This is a genomic window from Afipia dichlorophenoxyacetatis (genome assembly GCF_055386385.1).
This window is the reverse complement of record NZ_AP029250.1, coordinates 1,973,878-1,990,325: the sequence shown is the minus strand read 5'-3', so window position 1 is coordinate 1,990,325 and position 16,448 is coordinate 1,973,878. Positions and strand designations below refer to the sequence as shown.

The window sequence follows — 16,448 nt, the reverse complement described above, 5'->3', positions numbered from 1 at the left end:
TACTGATCGACCGACAAGCGCGGGGCGCTGCCCGCCACGACTTACGCTTTCTTGTCCACCGCCGCCTTCACCTTCGCGCCCTCGGCGAGATCGACGGACGGATTGAGGATCACACTCTCGCCCTGCTTCACGCCATCGCGCAGCTCGACCTCGGTGCCGAGATCGCGGGCCACGTTCACCTTGCGCAGATGCGCGACACCGTTCTGCACGACGGCAACGTGCACACCGCTTGCATTGAAGATGATGGAATCCGCAGGCACAGTGACACTGGCAGCCGCTTGCGGAATGTGGAGTTCAACCGTGCAGTAAATGCCCGGCGTCAACACGCCATCCGGGTTGGGGATATCTATTTCCGTCAGCAGCGTGCGCGAGCCCGGCTGCAGCGCGTCCGCAATGCGCGTGACTTTGCCGGTGAATGTGCGGTCCGGAATTTCCGGAACACGTATGACGGCATCAGCGCCGGGATGCAGACCGAATGCTTCATCCTGCGGAACATAGACCTGCGTGCGGATCACATTGCCCTGCATCAGCGTGAACATGAATGTGCCGCTGGTGGCATCAGCCTGCACCAGGCTGCCGACGTCCACGTTGCGTTGCGTGATCACGCCGTCAAACGGCGCCACCACTTGCTGATAGAGTTTCTGCTGATGCAAAACCTGCAACTGTGCGTTTTGTGCATCCACATTTGCCTGTGCGACGCCGACGGCCGCCTGATCGGCCTTGAGGGTTTGCACGTCGGTGGTGCCCTGTTGAGGCGTCAGCCAACCTTTCTGCACCAGCGGCTCGTCGCGCTGCCACGTCACTTTCGCGAGCTCCATGTTGGCCTGCGCCTGCTGCAGCGCCGCCTTAAGCTGGCCAAGCGTCGCCTCAGCCTGCGTGATCTGATGATCGAGTTCGGGTGCGACGATTTCCGCGAGCAACTGCCCTTTCTTGACGCGGTCCCCGATATCGACCTGCCGTCGATCAATATAACCACTGGCACGCGCAAAGATATTGGCGACCGCAAACGCTGACGTGGTCGCCGGCAGGTTCACCACAGTGTCACTGCCGCCTGCCTTCACCGTCGCGACACGGACCTGCGGCGCGAGATCGCGCTGCGCCTCTGCGGTGGCCGCCACGGCGAGATTTTGCTCGTAATGATTCCACGCGCCGAAGGCCAACCCCACCACAAGCAGGCTGAGAACGCTCAGGCCGAACAGCCGGCCGCCGCGTCCCTTATGTTTGGGCGGCAACACGTTCGGCTTGTTCTCTGGAATCTTGTTTTCAGGAACAGGAATGTAAGGTGGCGTCAGGGGATCCATCGCGTTCATATCGTGCCCTCCTCGAACACACCATGGGCCGTCTTTCCGTCATTGCCTTTTCGCAGCCAGGCGAACAGATACGGCACGACCAGCAATGTCGTCGGCGTCGCGAACAGCAGTCCGCCGATCACGGCGCGTGCCAGCGCCGCATTCTGCTCTTCGCCTGCGCCGCCAATCGCCATCGGGATCATGCCGACGATCATGGCGGCTGCTGTCATCAGCACCGGACGAATGCGGGTGTGGCCAGCATCGATGGCAGCTTCGAACGACGTCTTGCCTGCGAGTTGCTGTTCACGCGCGAATGTCACCAGCAGAATGGAATTCGCCGACGCCACGCCGGTCGCCATGATCGCGCCCATCAGTGACGGCACGTTCAATGTGGTGCCGGTGATGAAGAGCATGGTGACAATGCCGCAAAGCGTGGCCGGCAGTGCGAGAATGACGACGAACGGATCGCCGAAATTCTGGTAATTCACCACCATCAGCATGTAGACGAACACCGCCGCGAACAATAGGCCGATGCCGAGATCCCAGAACGCATCGTTCATGCTCTGGATCTGGCCGATCACCTGAATGGTGTTACCTGGCTTAATCTCTTTCTGTAGATCCGCAACGATGTTGTTGATCTGCGTCGAGATTGTGCCGAGGTCCCTGCCCTGCGCACTCGCATAGACTTCATAGACCGGCTGGATGTTCGCCTGATTGGAATTGGTCGGCAAGCTCTCGCGTTTGAGCGTGGCGACATTGCTGAGCAAACCGGGCACCGGGCCGCCGCCGACAGTTGACGACAGCGACGTCGACACCGGCGTGTTGCGCAAATCATTGAGTGAACTCACATCGCGCTCCGGCGTCTGCACCGCCAGATAATACGGAATGCCGGATGTCGGATCGGTCCAGAAATTCGGTGTCACCTGCTCCGATGAGCTCAAGCTCACGTTGACATTGTTCGCGATGGTTTGCGCATTGAGCCCGAGCTGCGCGGCGCGGGTCCGGTCGATGGTTGCATAAAACGCCGGTCCATTGACCTCCTGCTGCAAGTGCGCATCCGCGATGCCCGGGATCGCGGCGATGCGCTGGCGCAGCTCATCCGCCACTTTCAGATTGTTGGCGCGATCATAGCCCACAGTGCGGACATCGATCTGCGCCGGAAGACCGAAGTTGAGAATTTGGGTCACGATATCGGCTGCCTGGAAATAGAACTGGTCCTCAGGAAATGCCTCCGGCAGCACCTCGCGCAACTTCTTGACATAGCTGGCGGTCGGCGCGTGGCCCTCTTTCAGCGAAACCAGAATGACGCCGTCATTGACGCCGATGGTCGAGCCATCGGTGAAGGCGAGGTTATATGTCCGTGCCGGAAGGCCGATATTGTCGACGATCAGCTCCCGCTCCTTTTCCGGGATCACTTGACGGATCTTGTCTTCGACCGCCTGAAAGATCTTTTCCGTGGCCTCAATGCGCGTACCGGCGGGCGCGCGGACGTGCAACTGAATTTGTCCACCATCGATCACCGGGAAGAAGTCGCGCCCAACCAGCGTGAGCATGGTGCCGCCAAGCCCAAGCACCAGCACGCTGATGATTGGAATGATGATCCGGCGATGGAGCAGCATGTTCAGCAACGCGACATAGCCCTGCCGCATGTGCTCGAACCCGCGATCAAAGGCATGATGCGCCCGCGCAAACCAATTGCGCGACGTCGTATCGTGGTGCTCGTTCTTCAGCAACAGCCCGATCGTGATGGGCGTCAGCGTACGCGACAGCCCATAGGAGGCCAACATGGCGAACACCACGGCGAGGCCGAGCGGCGTGAACAGGTATTTGGCCGGACCGTGGAGGAAAATCACCGAGGTGAACACGCAGCTGATCGCCAGCGTCGACACCAGTGTCGGAATGGCGATGCCCGCCGCGCCATGAAGGGTCGCCAGCGGCAACGGTTGATGTTCTTCCGTTAAAAGACGGTGCGTGTTCTCGATCGTCACCGTGGAATCGTCCACCAGAATGCCGACCGCCAGCGCAAGGCCACCCAGCGTCATGGTGTTGAGCGTCTCGCCCATCCCCCACAGCACCACGATCGACGTCAGGATCGACAGCGGAATGGAGATCATCACCACCAGCGTCGAGCGCCACGACCCGAGGAACAACAGGATCATCAGCGCAGTCAGACCCGCGGCAATGGCGCCCTCACGCAGCACGCCCGCGATCGAATCCTTGACGAATACCGACTGATCGAACAGCTCGTTGATGTTGAGGCCGGCAGGTGCCGCGGCGCGCGCCGACTTCAGTGCATCCTTGACCGCGTTGACGACCGCGAGCGTCGAGGCATTGCCGTTCTTGATGATGCTGAGCAGCACCGAACGGCGGCCATCCTTGCGCACCACATTCTGCTGCACCAGCCAGCCATCGTGAACTTGGCCGACGTCCTTTACAAACACCGTCGCGCCGTCCACCACCTTGATCGGGATGTTATTGAGATCTTCGATACTCGCAGGCGAGGCGTTGGTGCGCACCGTATATTGTGTGGTGCCGATTTTCGCCGTGCCGGCGGGCAGCGTCAGGTTCTGCGCGTTGACGGCATTCACCACGTCCAGCGGCGTCAGTCCTTTGGCGACGAGTTTGGTCGGATCGATATCGACCATGATCTGGCGATATTTGCCGCCCGACGGCGTCGGCAGCGTGATGCCAGGGATTGGCGCCAGTTGCTGGCGGATGCGGTAGATGCCGTAATCATAAAGCTGCTGTTCGCTGAGCTTGTCGGAGCTTAAGCTGATCTGTAGCACCGGCACACTCGATGCATTGAACTGCACTACGATGGGTGGCTGGATTCCCGGCGGCAGCAATGCGCGGATGGAGTTCGTCGCGGCAACGATCTGCGAGATGGCGAGGTCGAGATTGACGTCAGGCTGGAAGTAGATCTTCTGAACCGAGATGCCGTTGAACGTCTGCGCCTCAATGTCCTTGATGCCGTTGACGTTGGCGCTGATGGAATACTGGCTGTACGTGGTGACGCGCTGTTCCATCTCCGGCGTGCTGAGGCCGGTGTAGCTCCAGATCACCGTGACGACCGGGATTTGAATCTCGGGAAAGATATCCGTCGGCATCGAGCGGCTGGCAACGACACCGAGAAAGAGAATGAGCGCTGCCACCACATAAAACGTATGAGGGAAGCGCAACGCGAAGCGGACAATACCCATGGTGCACGCCTATTCTGAATCGATCTGGCCGCACACCACGACCAGCCCATGCAAGAACAAACTTCAGTTTATTATTTCATCGAAACGAACTCCCTCGCCGTCAGAAACTGACGGTGCGCCCTTTCGGCATCATGCGACGATGTGCAATCGACTGTGTGAGATCGCTTTACGAGATCAGCGTCGTGCACGCCATGCACTGCAACATGGGGAGTGCATGACAAAGCCTCAAGTAAAAGACAGTTTAGGATTCTCACATCAAGTTGACGAACGACATCTCACGAGAATTCACGCCGCGTTGAACGCGGTGATCGTTGTATGTGAGGGTGATGATATGCCGCCTCTCGACACGACCACCACCATTGCCGCGCAATATGGCGTTGTGACGGTACCTGTGCGATCCTCCGCCAGTCGCGCGATGGAGGCCCTCGCTCTAGGGGGATATCAAATACCGGAAACACGATCGGCAAGCGCTATCGGAACGCGGCGGCGAACAGTTCGAAAGCTGTAAGAAGTCAGCCGACGACCGGGACAGCCGCCTCCCGCACCTGCCCTCAAAGCCTCAAGTCCCGGCATCTTCAGTGCACGAAGGCCAATTCCAGTAACGCAGCGCAGAGCCCGGCATAGCCGGTCAGCGCGACAGCCAGGAAGGTCTCCGCAACCATTTCTCTCGCGATACGCATGACAATCCTCCCGAGATCACCCTTAGTGTCCCGAAGGAGAAATGATGCGGACGAATTTATTAAAGATTTCGGAATCCAGCCCCGATTCGGCGATGGAACCTGCTTGGGATGACTCACTACAGTGTGAGGAGTCTTAACTCCGGCGGATTGCTTGAAGAGCGTCTCGCCTTAGCTGAGACGCTCTTCAAGTGCGAAGGCAAGCTCGCGTGAACGAGGCGAACAGCGATCACTGCGGGTTCTGCACCTGCACCACAGGTCCGAGCCTGGTCGCATCGCCATGGGCGATGACAAGGAAGCGGCGCGTGGTGTTTTCTTCGCCCTGAACGATCTGGCGGATAGGTCCGGTCGCGTTGACGATCGCCGATCCTGCCGGATTGGTCATGAATGCCGCCAGCGGTTCGAGCAGCCCCTGGCCATCAGCTTGATTCGCAAGCGCGAGTACATACGGTTGCTTGGGCTCGAGGCCGGTGACCGATGCCTGCAATACCTGGATCAACCCCTGATCGAACAACGACACACTGGTCGGCCCGCTCCCAGCATCGTGCTTGGCTTTGCTGTCCGCAACAGCGGTGAGCGTCAGATGCGTGGTTTGGCCCGCAAGACCGATCGGCCGCAAGCCTTGTCTGCCATCGCCCTCGGGAACCGCGTTCGGCACATATGCAATGGCCTGCGGCGCCTGCCCAACCGGGCTCGTCGCAATCACCTTGTTGGTCATGGTATCGATGGCGGTCACACTATCAGCATTCTCAAGCCCAACATAAATACGGCTGCCGTCGCCCGATGGCCACAAGCCATGCGGCAGCTTGCCGACCGGAATGGTTGCGACCTGCGAGAAATCATCGGTGCGAAACACCTTGACCTCGTTCAATCCACCAACAGTGACGTAAGCAAACGTCCCATTTGCATTATGGACAATATTGACGTGATTGGTGATCGGTCCGGTGTCGAACGATTTGATCACATCGAACGGCGGCTGCGCATTGAAGACCATCGTTCTGCCGACGTCCTTCAGCGTGAGCCAGACCTGCTTGCCGTCCGGCGTCGCTGCGATGTTCGGGCAGAACGGACTGTCCTGCTTGACGTGCCCGACGATCTGGTGATCCGCGACATTGACAACCACGGTCTCCGGATTGAACGACGAGCAGACGTATCCGTATTTTCCATCGGGTGAGAAGATCTGCATCCCCGGGCCTGCAGGCACCTTGATCCGCGTTTTCTCCTCGAACGTCGTGCCATCGAGCACGGATACATAGTCCTCGCCGCGCACCGTGACCCACACTTCTTTGCCATCGGGCGTAAAGAACGTCTCATGCGGCGAGCGGCCGACATAGGTCGTGTGCTTGACCGCGTTGGTGGCGGTGTCGATGAAGGTGACCGAGTTCGAGCCGATCGAAACCACAGCAATGGTCTTGTGGTCGGACGAAAAGCCCATGCCGTGGACAAGAACCTGCCCTTTGTAGAGCGGGCTGAAATTTCCTGGCTGCGGATCGCCAAGACGGATGACGCCCAGGAGCGTGTTGTCGACGGGATCTGTCACCGAGACGGTGTTGGAAAACTGCTCGGCGGTATAGACACGATCCTTATGACTGACGGGAATATCCGAATCGCTTGCAGCGCCGGGCGCTTGACCTGCCCAAATTGGTGTAACGATCGAGGTGGCGGCAAAAAAGCTCATTGCCAGAAGTGTGCGCTTCATCTCGATGTCCTACTTCGTATTCATTGAATTTGTGGAGCCGTGAGACCCATGCGACATTGCATCAGGAGACTTGGCTCCGTGTGACATCTCCATCGTGCCCTGCATTGCTGACGAAGGCGCTGCGGGTTCGGCCGCCGTTGGCGAAGCGACCGATGGCGGCAACGGCTCTCCCACCGCAAGGCGCATCGCGGCGATCTCCTGTTGCTGGGTCACGATGATTTCCTGCGCCATGCGGCGGAGCTGCTCGTTTTTTCCGTAACGGAGGACCGCTTTCGCCATATCGATCGCGCCTTGATGGTGGGGCACCATCATCGCAACAAAATCGCGATCGACATCGCCAGTCGGCTTCACCGCCATGTCCGCCATCATCTTGGACATCGCGGTATCGTTTTCGGCGAGAAACGACGCTTCGGCCGAGTTCTCAAGATTGTGCTCGGTGTCCTGGGCCATCGCGCGGAACGACAGCAGATGTCCGCCCGCCAGAGAGATCATCGCAACCGCCGATATTGCTGCAAGAGAAATTGCGCGCTTTCGGACAGAGGCTCGGAAAAGAAAATTCATTGTCACCCCATCAGACAAAATTGATGCAAGACGCAAACACCAGACGATGCGGACTATTCCGGCCGGCATGCGATGCCAGTGTTTACACGCACGCCACGCATTCCGGCATGGGGAGCCGCGAGTGGCAAATCCTCATGTCACAAGGAGTCGCCACTTTTAAATTCGAATTAGGACGACTTCACGACAATTCGCGCCGAACGCTGTCGTCACTGCGTGTGAGATCGATGATTTGTCAGGGTAACTGACATGACGCTCAACGCCTCCGCACCACGCCCATGGCAATCCCTAAGGCGATCATGAGGCTCGCAACGACGAGCGGCAGATCGATATGTTCATGCAACATCATCGCGGACATGAACATGCCAACCACCGGCGTCGCCAGCACGCTGAGCGATGTGACTGTCGCCGGCAACTCCTTGTTGACGATCATCATCGCCCAGAAGCCAAGGGCCGTGCCGATCGCGCCGTTGTAGATCAGCGACCAGACGGCGGCCGAGCTCAAGTTCAGGTTCGGCGCCCCTTCGAGCGCAAATGCAAAGCCAATGAGCATGATGGCGGCCAGAAGTGTCTGCCACACGATCAATTGAAACGGCGTGCCGATCCAGCGGTGCGCGCGCGTATAGACAATGCTGATCGACCAGCACAGCGCCGCCAGCAGGACGAGAGCGTTGCCTTTGACAGTCTCCGGCGAGTGCCAATCGAACCGCGTCGGATCGAACAGCACGAACACGCCGGCAAGCCCAAGGGCCACACCGGCAAGCCGAAGCAGCGGCAGCGGCTCCTTCAAAAACATCCAGGCGGCGGGTGCCACCCACAACGGCGTGGTGTAGCCGAGCACGATGGCACGGCCGGCCGGCAGATATTTGAGGCCGATGGTCATCAGCACGGCAAACGCCGTCATATGAAAGAGCGAGATCACCAGAACGATCGGCACGTCGCCGCGCGCCGGCAACGTGAGCTGGCCGCTCAGCGCGACGCCGGGGACGAGCACGGCCACCGCGATCACCGTGCGGACGGCGACGGCCCACAGCGGCGAAATCTCCTGAACCGCAACCTTCATCACAACCCAGTTCAGGGCCCAGGCGAACACGATGAAAACCAGGAGGCCAAACATCCATGCCGAGGCGGCACTTCGGGGTGATGAGGTCGACGAGGTCTGGTCAGTCATGGTTACGTCCAGTCTTGGCTCAGGTCAGGCACTCCCCTCACGCAAATTGCGCGAGGCCGTGGCCGACCGACCAATTCTCTTTCGCGGATTCGAGAATATTTACGAACACGTCTTCCGGCCGGATGCCGGGGCTGTCGCTGAGCAACTCCGCGGCGCGCTGAAACAGCGCTTTCTTCTGTTCAGCCGTGCGGGTGTTGAACACCGTGATCTGGATGTACACGACATTCTCACTGCGGGTGATGCCAAAGCAGGAGCCGCCGTAACGGAAATTCCCAGCGTCATGCTCCGTGATGGTCATGAACTGGTCGTCTTCGGGCACGTTGAGCGTCTCGCGCATCGCGCGGTAGAGCGTGTCGAAGATCGCCTGTCGATAGGCTTCCGGCTTTCCTGCACGCAACGAGATGTGGACGAGCGGCATTCGCAGATCCTTTTACACACTGGCTATGGTGACGGCGACCGCAACGCGCGGCCTCGGGCTGGTAATTCACCCATTGAAAAGGCGAGCGATCAGCCCCAAGTTGTTTTTAACGTAGTGTCAAGAAATGATGTCCATATTCTTGACACCATGTCAAATACTTTCCAGCCCGCACAGGATGCGGGAATTCGCCCTGTGCAAAGAGGAGAGACATGTGAGGCCGCGCGAATTTGACCACGACGACGTGTTGCGGATCGCGTTCGATCAATTCTGGCGCAAGGGCGTGCGCGGTACATCGCTTGCGGATATTGCGCGAGAGGCCGGCGTCCAGCGCGGCAGTCTCTATAATGCCTTTGGCAGCAAGGAAGCGCTGTTTCTCACCGCCTACGAGCGCTACTCCGGCAAATATCTCGGCTCTATCCAGAAGGCGCTCGGTTCGGGGACGTTACGCGAGCGCCTCACGGCGTTCTTCGAAGCCGTCATCAAGAACTTCCGTTCCGGCTCGCCGCCTCGCGGATGTCCGACCACGCGAGGATTGATGGAGTTAGACCCGTCCGACGATGAGGGGCTGGATGAGACCGCGCGGCAAGCCTTCGCGGATATGGTGGCGCGCGTCACACGCCTCATTCAAGACGCTTTATCCGATGGTGTTAAACGCGGCGAGTTCAGCGGTGCGCCGGAGTTTGCAGCGTTACATATCACGACCGTCGCGCGCGGACTGGCCGTGATGGAACGCGCCTTCGATGACGAGGCCCAGCTTCGCAAGATCGCCAGGCACACGATCGATCTCATCCTCGGCAAGGAGAGCCGCTAGCCGAACTCCTCCGTGGAAATATCAGCTTGGGGTGATAACGACGGACTCGAGGGCGCTTGCTGCGGCGGCCGCATCCATCGCCCTAGGCAGGTCATCGAGAGGAAACGTCCGCGGCCGAATGACGCCAATGTCCAGCATTCCCGACCGAACCAGCGCGCCGAGCCTGCGATACACATCGGGCGGATACATGAACAGCCCGATGATCTCGAGGCCGTTCATCATTACCTCCATATAAGAAATCGGCAGCGGCGCTGACATGCTGCCCATCAACACAAGCCGGCCCTCGCGCCTCAAAGCGCGCAGCGCTGCAAGTGTTGCATTCGGATCGCGGGCATTGCCGACCATGTCAAAGGCGATGTCCGCACCGCGTCCGGCAGCAGCGCGCAGCTTCGCTGCATCGCTGACCACATCACCTGACAGGATGACGGGCTCAACGCGCGACCCAGCTATCTGAATGAGACTCTCAAGCTTCTTTTCATTCCGCCCGGCGGCGATGACGCGCCCTGCTCCCAACGCCAGCGCCAGCAGGACAGCGGCACTGCCATAGGCCCCGGTTGCGCCGGTGACAATCAATGTCTCGCCTGCGACCAGGCGTCCACGCAACAGCCCACCATAGGGCACCGCGAACCGCGTCAGCGCCGCGAGTTGCACGGCATCGAATGCATCGAGGCCATCCAGCGGCGTCACCGAGGACTTCGGAACGAGCGCATATTGCGCGAGCGTGCCGTCGCGCCAGTCCTGCTGAAGCGATTTACCGGAAGGACCCATGGCGGTCACGCCGAGCAGGATTTGTGCAGGCTCCGCAATCCGCTCGTCGGCAACAATGTGCGAGGACACAAAGACGCGCTGCCCCGGATGGATGTGACACACATCCGGGCCGACAGCATGCACGATGCCTACCGCATTTCCGCCCGGGGTGAACCATCCCTCCGGAGGATCGTAGATCGGCAATTTGCCGTCCACATAGTTTTTCAGATAGGACATCAGAGCCGACGCCTCGATCCTGACGACGACGCTTCCGGCACGCGGTTCGGGCATCGACACATCACGGAGGGCTGTTGCGCCGCCCAGGCGTTCGATCTGCCATGCCTTCATCTCTTTTCCTTTCGCGAGTATTCAAGCAAAAGACTAGCGATCGCTCTGGACCTTATTCAGGGGGAGATTTATCCTAGGATAGTGCTAGGCTAGGACAATGACCCAAACCGCCAGCAAACAGATCGGCGAATTGCTGCGCCAGCGGCGCGAGCGGCTGAACCCGGCCGATTGCGGCCTGCCCGTAGTGGCGCGGCGGCGAACGCCGGGTCTGCGGCGCGAAGAAGTCGCCGAACTCGCGGGCATTTCTGTCGATTGGTATGTGAGGCTTGAACAGGGACGCGATTCACTGCCATCGCGTGCGACGGTGGATGCGCTCGCACAGGCACTTCGTCTGACGCCTGCCGATCAGGCTCACCTCAACAGTCTGGCCTTCGGGCCGCCTCGACGGCGCTTCACGAAGGAGACCGTGCCGCCTCACCTCGTCGAGATGATCAACTGCATGAACGCGCCGGCCTATATCGTCGGTGCCCGTTTCGATGTGCTGTGCTGGAATCGGCACGCCGTCAGGCTGTTCCGCGACTACGCCAAGATTTCGGCGAAGCAGCGCAACTCGCTCTATCAGATGTTCACCGCGCCGGAGATGAAGGAGCGCTACCCCCACTGGGAGCAGGAAGCGCGCGGCATGCTGGAGAGCTTCCGCGTCAATTACGATTTCTGGTCCGATGCGCCGGAGTTCATGGAATTGGTGGAAGAGCTGCGACAGCTAAGCCCCGAGTTTCGGCGCTGGTGGAAAGAGCACCGCGTCCGCATCAGATCGTCCGGCGAGAAAGTGATGCGACATCCCGAGCTCGGAACGATCAAGACGACCTATGCGACATTTCAGACCAACGACGATCCGCGCCTGACGCTGGTCATCTATGGCCAGCCGAAACAACGCACGGCCAAGCGGCGGAGTTAAGCGCGGGAGCCCTCAGCTTTATCGCAACGCGGCTGAGTGGTGGCCGGCATGATACTCAGGTGCAAAACATCGAACGCGCGCGAAGCATCTGCGCGCGCGTAACGATCGCTGCCTCGAACTGGATTACTGCACGCGTTCGGGCGCCAGCTGCACCACCTTGCGGTCACCGTTGATCTTACGAAGATTGTCCACCCACTCCTCCGGGTACAGCAGGTGGGTATATGGCGTCTTCAGACCCATATACTTCGCAATGTCGCCAATGAACGCTGTGCAGTTGTATGTCACGGCATTCCAAACCGGCGAACTTTTCTGCAGCTTCTTGATGTAGGCGAAGACGCGTTTGCCATCCGCTTCATTGAGATAAACGCGATAACTGCTCGTCAGGTATTGAGCGTCGAGGTCGCCGTAACTTGCACCGGTCTCAGAAGGCACCGGCAACACGTGGCCAAGAACGTAAGGCACCGTGCTTTCTCCGGCTGGATGCAGCCCCGCAACTTCAACTTTTCGATCGGTCCTGCGGCCGTACCAGACGAACGCATGGCCATAACTCGCCGCGGTCCTTGCGCGGAAGTCGACGTAATATGGATATTGCTCCCGCGGTTTGTGCGCCTGTCTGCCGGAAGTCTCCGTCGTCGTTGCGGCCTGACTGGACCTTTCAGGCTCGCCGCGTGCTGCAAGTTGCTGCCCCGAAGCAACGCCAGTGCCCGCTGCAAGCAAGATTGCGAGCACACAGAAGCCCGTTAGGGAAAAGCCTCTGCGGCTCCCTTTCATTGAAGTCATTTGCACTGTCAGCTCCTAAAGCCGTCCAGATAAAGACGTTGAGATAAAAGCAGTCTGGATAAAGACTTGCATTCCGCTCACAGACGCGCCGACGAAGCTCGACGACACGTCACCCCAAAGAGCGGAAGCGCATTACCCCTTGGTCACAACGGGAGCAGCAGCAGTCGGATACTTTCCAACTGGGTATTTTCCAACCGGGTACTTTCCAACCGGATATTTGCCGATCGGCATTTTTCCAACTGGCGCCTGTGAGACCACAGGCTGGGCGCGCGGGAGGTCGGCGGCGGTAGCGAGACTTGCAGTTCCGAGACTTGCCATTCCAAGCAATGCTGTCGTTACGACGAGAGCCTTCAGCATTAGCCATCTCCTTGGATAAGGTTTGGAAAACGTGTCGTGCTCGAAAACCCCATTTGCGGCGATTTACGCTGGTGAAAGCTTGCCACACCAAAGGTGGCAAACAAATAAAAGCGCTTGGATTTAATTGAGGGTGCGGGAGAATTCTTAAGGATGTGTCTAAAATAACACGTGGAGTTCCGCTTTTTCTGTGTGCTTCAGCATCATCACACCGCGGATACCTGTGTTTGTCAGGCTTTTCGCAGCCGAGAGCACTCCACGAGATCTGCCGATCAATAAATCCAGGGAATCACGCGAGAGGTTCGCGACATATATGCGCGATAATCGTCGCCAAATTTCTCCAGCATTAATTCCTCCTCTTTTTTAATTCGGCCAAAAAAGAGAATACCGAACCCGACAAGCCCGGCGCATCCGGCGAACCAGTTCGGCAGAAGCAATGCTTGCGCAACGGCCCACAGCCAGAAGGCTGTGTACATCGGGTGCCTCACGTGGCGATAAATTCCGCTCGAAATGAGCTTGTGACTTTCGCGGACTTCGAGACTGACGGACCAATTCCGCCCGAGCGCTTTGTGAGTCAAACGAAACATCGTGAGCGCCGCGATCGCGACGACGAGGCCGATCCAGGCCTGAGCCGGCCGAAAGGCATAATTCGCAAAGCGCGGGAATCCGGTTGCGATGTAGACGAAGGGCAAAATGCCAAGACCCGTGAGAGAAATGGACAATAGCGCGATCTCGCGCGCACCACGGGCGTTGCGCACGACAGGCGTGAGGCGGGACCTTCGTTCATAAGGGAAACGAATAACGTACCAGCCCACTGCGAGAAGAGCGAAGATCACCTTCGCAAGTGATGGCGTCACCGTTGGTTTATCCGTGCTGATTCAACAGGTGTGTGATTATCCGGCTCAACGCCGATCAATGCGCCGTTTGCGTCAAGCGCCGAGGCTGCTCCCTCCGGCAATTCGACCTGCCGCTTTGCTGACAATGGCCCACAGACTTGCATGAAATAATCGTACGGCGTGCGCCGTTGGTTGCCGCTGATGAACTGATTATGCACCCTGTAAAAATTGCGACGGATGCGGTTGTAAAATACGGGATCCAACATGCTGCGGATTCTTACGATGCGCACCACCGGGCGGTCAATTGCCGTGAGGCCCAGTTCGGAAACTGGATTGGTCTTGTAGAAATTCATCACGTCGGTCAACGCCTGATACTCCGCCCAGAATAGGCCGGGGGCTGCGGCCACACGCTGAAGTGACGCGCGGAAATGTTTGGCACCGCGATGCAGTCCGATTTTGAGAATGGACGACCCCACCGACAGGAATGCCACTCGCGGAGCGCGTTCGCCGATGGAAGGATTCACCGCCACCACGCGAGCCAGAAGATCGACGGCAATCGCGGCACCAAGGCTGTGGCCGATGACGAGGATCTCGTCCACCTGAGCGCGGCGCGCAGCACTGTCTATTTCGCCTGCGATGACGTCGAGCCTTCGTTCAAGAACAGGATAGGCAGTCCGGACATAAGCGCTGGAAAATATCCAATCATCGAACAACGTGGCGAGGCCGAACCACCGGCACGGCCCCCGCACCAGAGCAGCAAATGTTATGAGCCCTGCGAGTATCCCGACCCAAATGGAATTGCTCGCGCGGGTAAAAAATTCACCCGTAAACCAGGCAATAAGGACAAAGGCATCGAAAAGCAAAAACGGATAAATAAAGAACAGTGCGTATCGCCAATTGGTGCGGATATAACCCCATAGCGCGCCCGCCGCGGCAAAATCGATAAACGCCAACTGACTGAGAGGAATGCGGCGCCACCAGGGCTGGCGAGCCACGGTCGCAATGATGTCATCCCAACGCACCAGACAATAGCGCGTCTCAACTTGCCAATTCGGGCCTGTGGTCGTGATCTGCCATATCGCCTCATCGGCCGTGAGGTTCGGCGGAGACACCGAGACTGTCGCACTCCAGGTTTTTTCAAACCGCTTCGACTCACGAACAAACCGGAGATATGACGTCTCCGGCAAAATATGCGGATCATAGCCGCCAATATGAAACACCAGTCTGTTGAGGATGAGTGGCTCGTCCATCATCGCTCCTCCCAGGTGTATGAGAATTCCGGCTGGTTGCCTTCAATCCAAAAGCTGCGTCATCAAGAACTGCATCATCAGGAACTTCGTCGTGGCATCCGGGCCGGCAACTGCGCCGCACCGGCAAATAATGAGACTGGTCCAAGTTCTTGACGAACTTGCTTATGAACTTTCGCAACCAGCTTGCACGTTCAATCGACAGGACTTTTAAGAAGTGTGGCCTTTTTAAAAAACAGTGGTCTTGGCCTTCATTGCAGAAAACAGGTCAGGCCGCGCTCAAACTCGGCCGATCTCCGAAACGTGTCTTGCGGCAAATCAAAATGCAGTCTGGCAACACACTGCCACGCTCGTTCGCTCGCCTCAAGTTCGGCGGTCCATCTAAAATGGCCTTCGCGGGCTCATCGTCAACGGCTAGTTTCGGTCCCTGAACTCAACCGCAATACGCCGGAGCCAAGGCGGCCCCATTCGTCATTTGGTTCCGGGAATGAATCCTGGGACGCCGGTTTCTACCACCGGGTTAAACCGAACGCGCGTTGTGATGCTATCTCCAATCTCCTGCGCGGCATCCTCAGGGAGGGCCGAAATGTCGAAATTCTCCTCGATACGGCGAGGCGTCTTGGAAGTAGTGAGAAAAGCGGTCCCGCGCTGCAACGCCCACGCCAAGGCAACTTGAGCCGGTGTCTTGTGAACGCGCCGTGCGATGTTTTCGATGATCGGGTCATCGAGCACGTTCGGGTGCATTGCATGTCCCAAGGGCGCAAACGCCTGCAGCACGATGCCGTGCTCCTTGCAGAAGTCCAGCAGCTCCCATTCGGGAAGATATGGATGGGATTCCACCTGCACCACGGACGGCTTGATCCGCGCAACTGACACGATCTCCCGCAGCTTCTCCAAAGTGATGTCCGACAAGCCGATCGACCTGCAGTGCCCCTCGTCCACGAGGCCCTCCAGCGCCCGCCATGTGTCCAGTAACGTCACGCCTGAGTCATAGATGACCTTGCCCTGCTCATCTCTCGGGTCCTGGTCGTCGCCGGGCTTAAAAGCAAAGGGCGTGTGGATGATGTAGCAATCGACAGTGTCGATCTGCAGCCGCTGGCGACTTGCATCGAAGGCCGGTTTGACGCGTTCTGGACGATGATTGGTGTTCCAGAGTTTGGCAGTTACGAAAACATCATCGCGCCGAACCATCCCCGTGTCGAAGACCTCGCTCATCGCTTCACCGACCACGGCTTCGTTGCGATAGCGCTCCGCCGTATCGAAATGTCGAAAGCCCACTTCCAACGCAGTCTTGACCGCCTGTTTGGTCGCGACAGGATCGGGGATCAGGGTGCCGAAGCCCGCAGCGGGCATCAAAACAGATCCGTGATTGAGGCGAATACGCGTATTGCGAAGCGTGTCAGGTGTAGTCATGG

Annotated in this window: 14 protein-coding genes; 2 read left to right on the top strand and 12 right to left on the bottom strand. The window is 58.6% G+C overall.

The window, feature by feature from the left end; genetic code table 11:
- Nucleotides 1–41 precede the first annotated feature (41 nt).
- The 6 genes from ACZ5C3_RS09205 to ACZ5C3_RS09180 form a co-directional block, all read right to left on the bottom strand.
- The gene (locus ACZ5C3_RS09205; protein ID WP_464037079.1) at nt 42–1,310 is read right to left on the bottom strand and encodes an efflux RND transporter periplasmic adaptor subunit; all 1,269 of its coding nucleotides are present in this window, start codon (nt 1,308–1,310) and stop codon (nt 42–44) included.
- Nucleotides 1,307–4,489 carry an efflux RND transporter permease subunit gene (locus ACZ5C3_RS09200; RefSeq protein ID WP_464037078.1) on the bottom strand — a complete coding sequence of 1,061 codons (3,183 nt, stop codon included), beginning with the start codon at nt 4,487–4,489 and terminating at the stop codon, nt 1,307–1,309. The genes ACZ5C3_RS09205 and ACZ5C3_RS09200 overlap by 4 nt, the downstream gene beginning before the upstream one ends.
- Before the next feature lie 906 nt (nt 4,490–5,395).
- Nucleotides 5,396–6,865, bottom strand: coding sequence for a YncE family protein (locus tag ACZ5C3_RS09195; RefSeq protein ID WP_464044662.1), 1,470 nt, complete (start codon nt 6,863–6,865; stop codon nt 5,396–5,398).
- 9 nt (nt 6,866–6,874) lie between these two features.
- Complete coding sequence (locus ACZ5C3_RS09190) at nt 6,875–7,357, bottom strand: DUF305 domain-containing protein (RefSeq protein ID WP_464037077.1); 483 nt, start codon at nt 7,355–7,357, stop codon at nt 6,875–6,877.
- Nucleotides 7,358–7,679: 322 nt separating this feature from the next.
- Nucleotides 7,680–8,594, bottom strand: a complete 915-nt coding sequence (locus tag ACZ5C3_RS09185; protein ID WP_464037075.1) for a DMT family transporter — start codon at nt 8,592–8,594, stop codon at nt 7,680–7,682.
- Between the two features lie 37 nt (nt 8,595–8,631).
- Entirely contained in the window at nt 8,632–9,012 is a 381-nt protein-coding gene (locus ACZ5C3_RS09180; RefSeq protein WP_464037073.1) for a tautomerase family protein, read from the bottom strand.
- Nucleotides 9,013–9,223: 211 nt separating this feature from the next.
- Here ACZ5C3_RS09180 and ACZ5C3_RS09175 point away from each other — a divergent pair, with 211 nt between their 5' ends.
- Entirely contained in the window at nt 9,224–9,823 is a 600-nt protein-coding gene (locus ACZ5C3_RS09175) for a TetR/AcrR family transcriptional regulator (protein ID WP_464037071.1), read from the top strand.
- A 21-nt stretch (nt 9,824–9,844) separates the two neighbouring features.
- Here ACZ5C3_RS09175 and ACZ5C3_RS09170 read toward each other — a convergent pair whose 3' ends face one another.
- Nucleotides 9,845–10,918 (bottom strand): quinone oxidoreductase family protein, encoded by a 1,074-nt coding sequence (locus ACZ5C3_RS09170; protein ID WP_464037069.1) that lies wholly within the window; start codon nt 10,916–10,918, stop codon nt 9,845–9,847.
- A 97-nt stretch (nt 10,919–11,015) separates the two neighbouring features.
- Here ACZ5C3_RS09170 and ACZ5C3_RS09165 point away from each other — a divergent pair, with 97 nt between their 5' ends.
- Nucleotides 11,016–11,816 (top strand): helix-turn-helix transcriptional regulator, encoded by an 801-nt coding sequence (locus ACZ5C3_RS09165; protein WP_464037067.1) that lies wholly within the window; start codon nt 11,016–11,018, stop codon nt 11,814–11,816.
- Between the two features lie 123 nt (nt 11,817–11,939).
- Here ACZ5C3_RS09165 and ACZ5C3_RS09160 read toward each other — a convergent pair whose 3' ends face one another.
- From ACZ5C3_RS09160 to ACZ5C3_RS09140, 5 genes are all read right to left on the bottom strand, one after another.
- On the bottom strand, nt 11,940–12,587 hold the full coding sequence (locus ACZ5C3_RS09160) for a hypothetical protein (RefSeq protein WP_464038299.1): 648 nt from the start codon (nt 12,585–12,587) through the stop codon (nt 11,940–11,942).
- 141 nt (nt 12,588–12,728) lie between these two features.
- The gene (locus tag ACZ5C3_RS09155) at nt 12,729–12,914 is read right to left on the bottom strand and encodes a hypothetical protein (RefSeq protein WP_464038298.1); all 186 of its coding nucleotides are present in this window, start codon (nt 12,912–12,914) and stop codon (nt 12,729–12,731) included.
- Between the two features lie 308 nt (nt 12,915–13,222).
- Nucleotides 13,223–13,807 carry a protein-S-isoprenylcysteine O-methyltransferase gene (locus tag ACZ5C3_RS09150; protein WP_464044661.1) on the bottom strand — a complete coding sequence of 195 codons (585 nt, stop codon included), beginning with the start codon at nt 13,805–13,807 and terminating at the stop codon, nt 13,223–13,225.
- Nucleotides 13,804–15,039 carry a hypothetical protein gene (locus ACZ5C3_RS09145; RefSeq protein WP_464044660.1) on the bottom strand — a complete coding sequence of 412 codons (1,236 nt, stop codon included), beginning with the start codon at nt 15,037–15,039 and terminating at the stop codon, nt 13,804–13,806. Before ACZ5C3_RS09145 ends, ACZ5C3_RS09150 begins: the two co-directional genes overlap by 4 nt.
- A 465-nt stretch (nt 15,040–15,504) precedes the next feature.
- Nucleotides 15,505–16,446, bottom strand: a complete 942-nt coding sequence (locus ACZ5C3_RS09140; protein WP_464037064.1) for an aldo/keto reductase — start codon at nt 16,444–16,446, stop codon at nt 15,505–15,507.
- Nucleotides 16,447–16,448 lie beyond the last annotated feature (2 nt).

Excerpts from the sequence above, each read along its gene's own strand:
- ACZ5C3_RS09205 (WP_464037079.1), bottom strand. The coding sequence starts at position 1,310 with ATGAACGCGATGGATCCCCTGACGCCACCTTACATTCCTGTTCCTGAA.
- ACZ5C3_RS09200 (WP_464037078.1), bottom strand. The coding sequence starts at position 4,489 with ATGGGTATTGTCCGCTTCGCGTTGCGCTTCCCTCATACGTTTTATGTG.
- ACZ5C3_RS09195 (WP_464044662.1), bottom strand. The coding sequence starts at position 6,865 with ATGAAGCGCACACTTCTGGCAATGAGCTTTTTTGCCGCCACCTCGATC.
- ACZ5C3_RS09190 (WP_464037077.1), bottom strand. The coding sequence starts at position 7,357 with ATGATCTCTCTGGCGGGCGGACATCTGCTGTCGTTCCGCGCGATGGCC.
- ACZ5C3_RS09185 (WP_464037075.1), bottom strand. The coding sequence starts at position 8,594 with ATGACTGACCAGACCTCGTCGACCTCATCACCCCGAAGTGCCGCCTCG.
- ACZ5C3_RS09180 (WP_464037073.1), bottom strand. The coding sequence starts at position 9,012 with ATGCCGCTCGTCCACATCTCGTTGCGTGCAGGAAAGCCGGAAGCCTAT.
- ACZ5C3_RS09170 (WP_464037069.1), bottom strand. The coding sequence starts at position 10,918 with ATGAAGGCATGGCAGATCGAACGCCTGGGCGGCGCAACAGCCCTCCGT.
- ACZ5C3_RS09165 (WP_464037067.1), top strand. The coding sequence starts at position 11,016 with ATGACCCAAACCGCCAGCAAACAGATCGGCGAATTGCTGCGCCAGCGG.
- ACZ5C3_RS09160 (WP_464038299.1), bottom strand. The coding sequence starts at position 12,587 with ATGAAAGGGAGCCGCAGAGGCTTTTCCCTAACGGGCTTCTGTGTGCTC.
- ACZ5C3_RS09155 (WP_464038298.1), bottom strand. The coding sequence starts at position 12,914 with ATGGCAAGTCTCGGAACTGCAAGTCTCGCTACCGCCGCCGACCTCCCG.
- ACZ5C3_RS09145 (WP_464044660.1), bottom strand. The coding sequence starts at position 15,039 with ATGATGGACGAGCCACTCATCCTCAACAGACTGGTGTTTCATATTGGC.
- ACZ5C3_RS09140 (WP_464037064.1), bottom strand. The coding sequence starts at position 16,446 with ATGACTACACCTGACACGCTTCGCAATACGCGTATTCGCCTCAATCAC.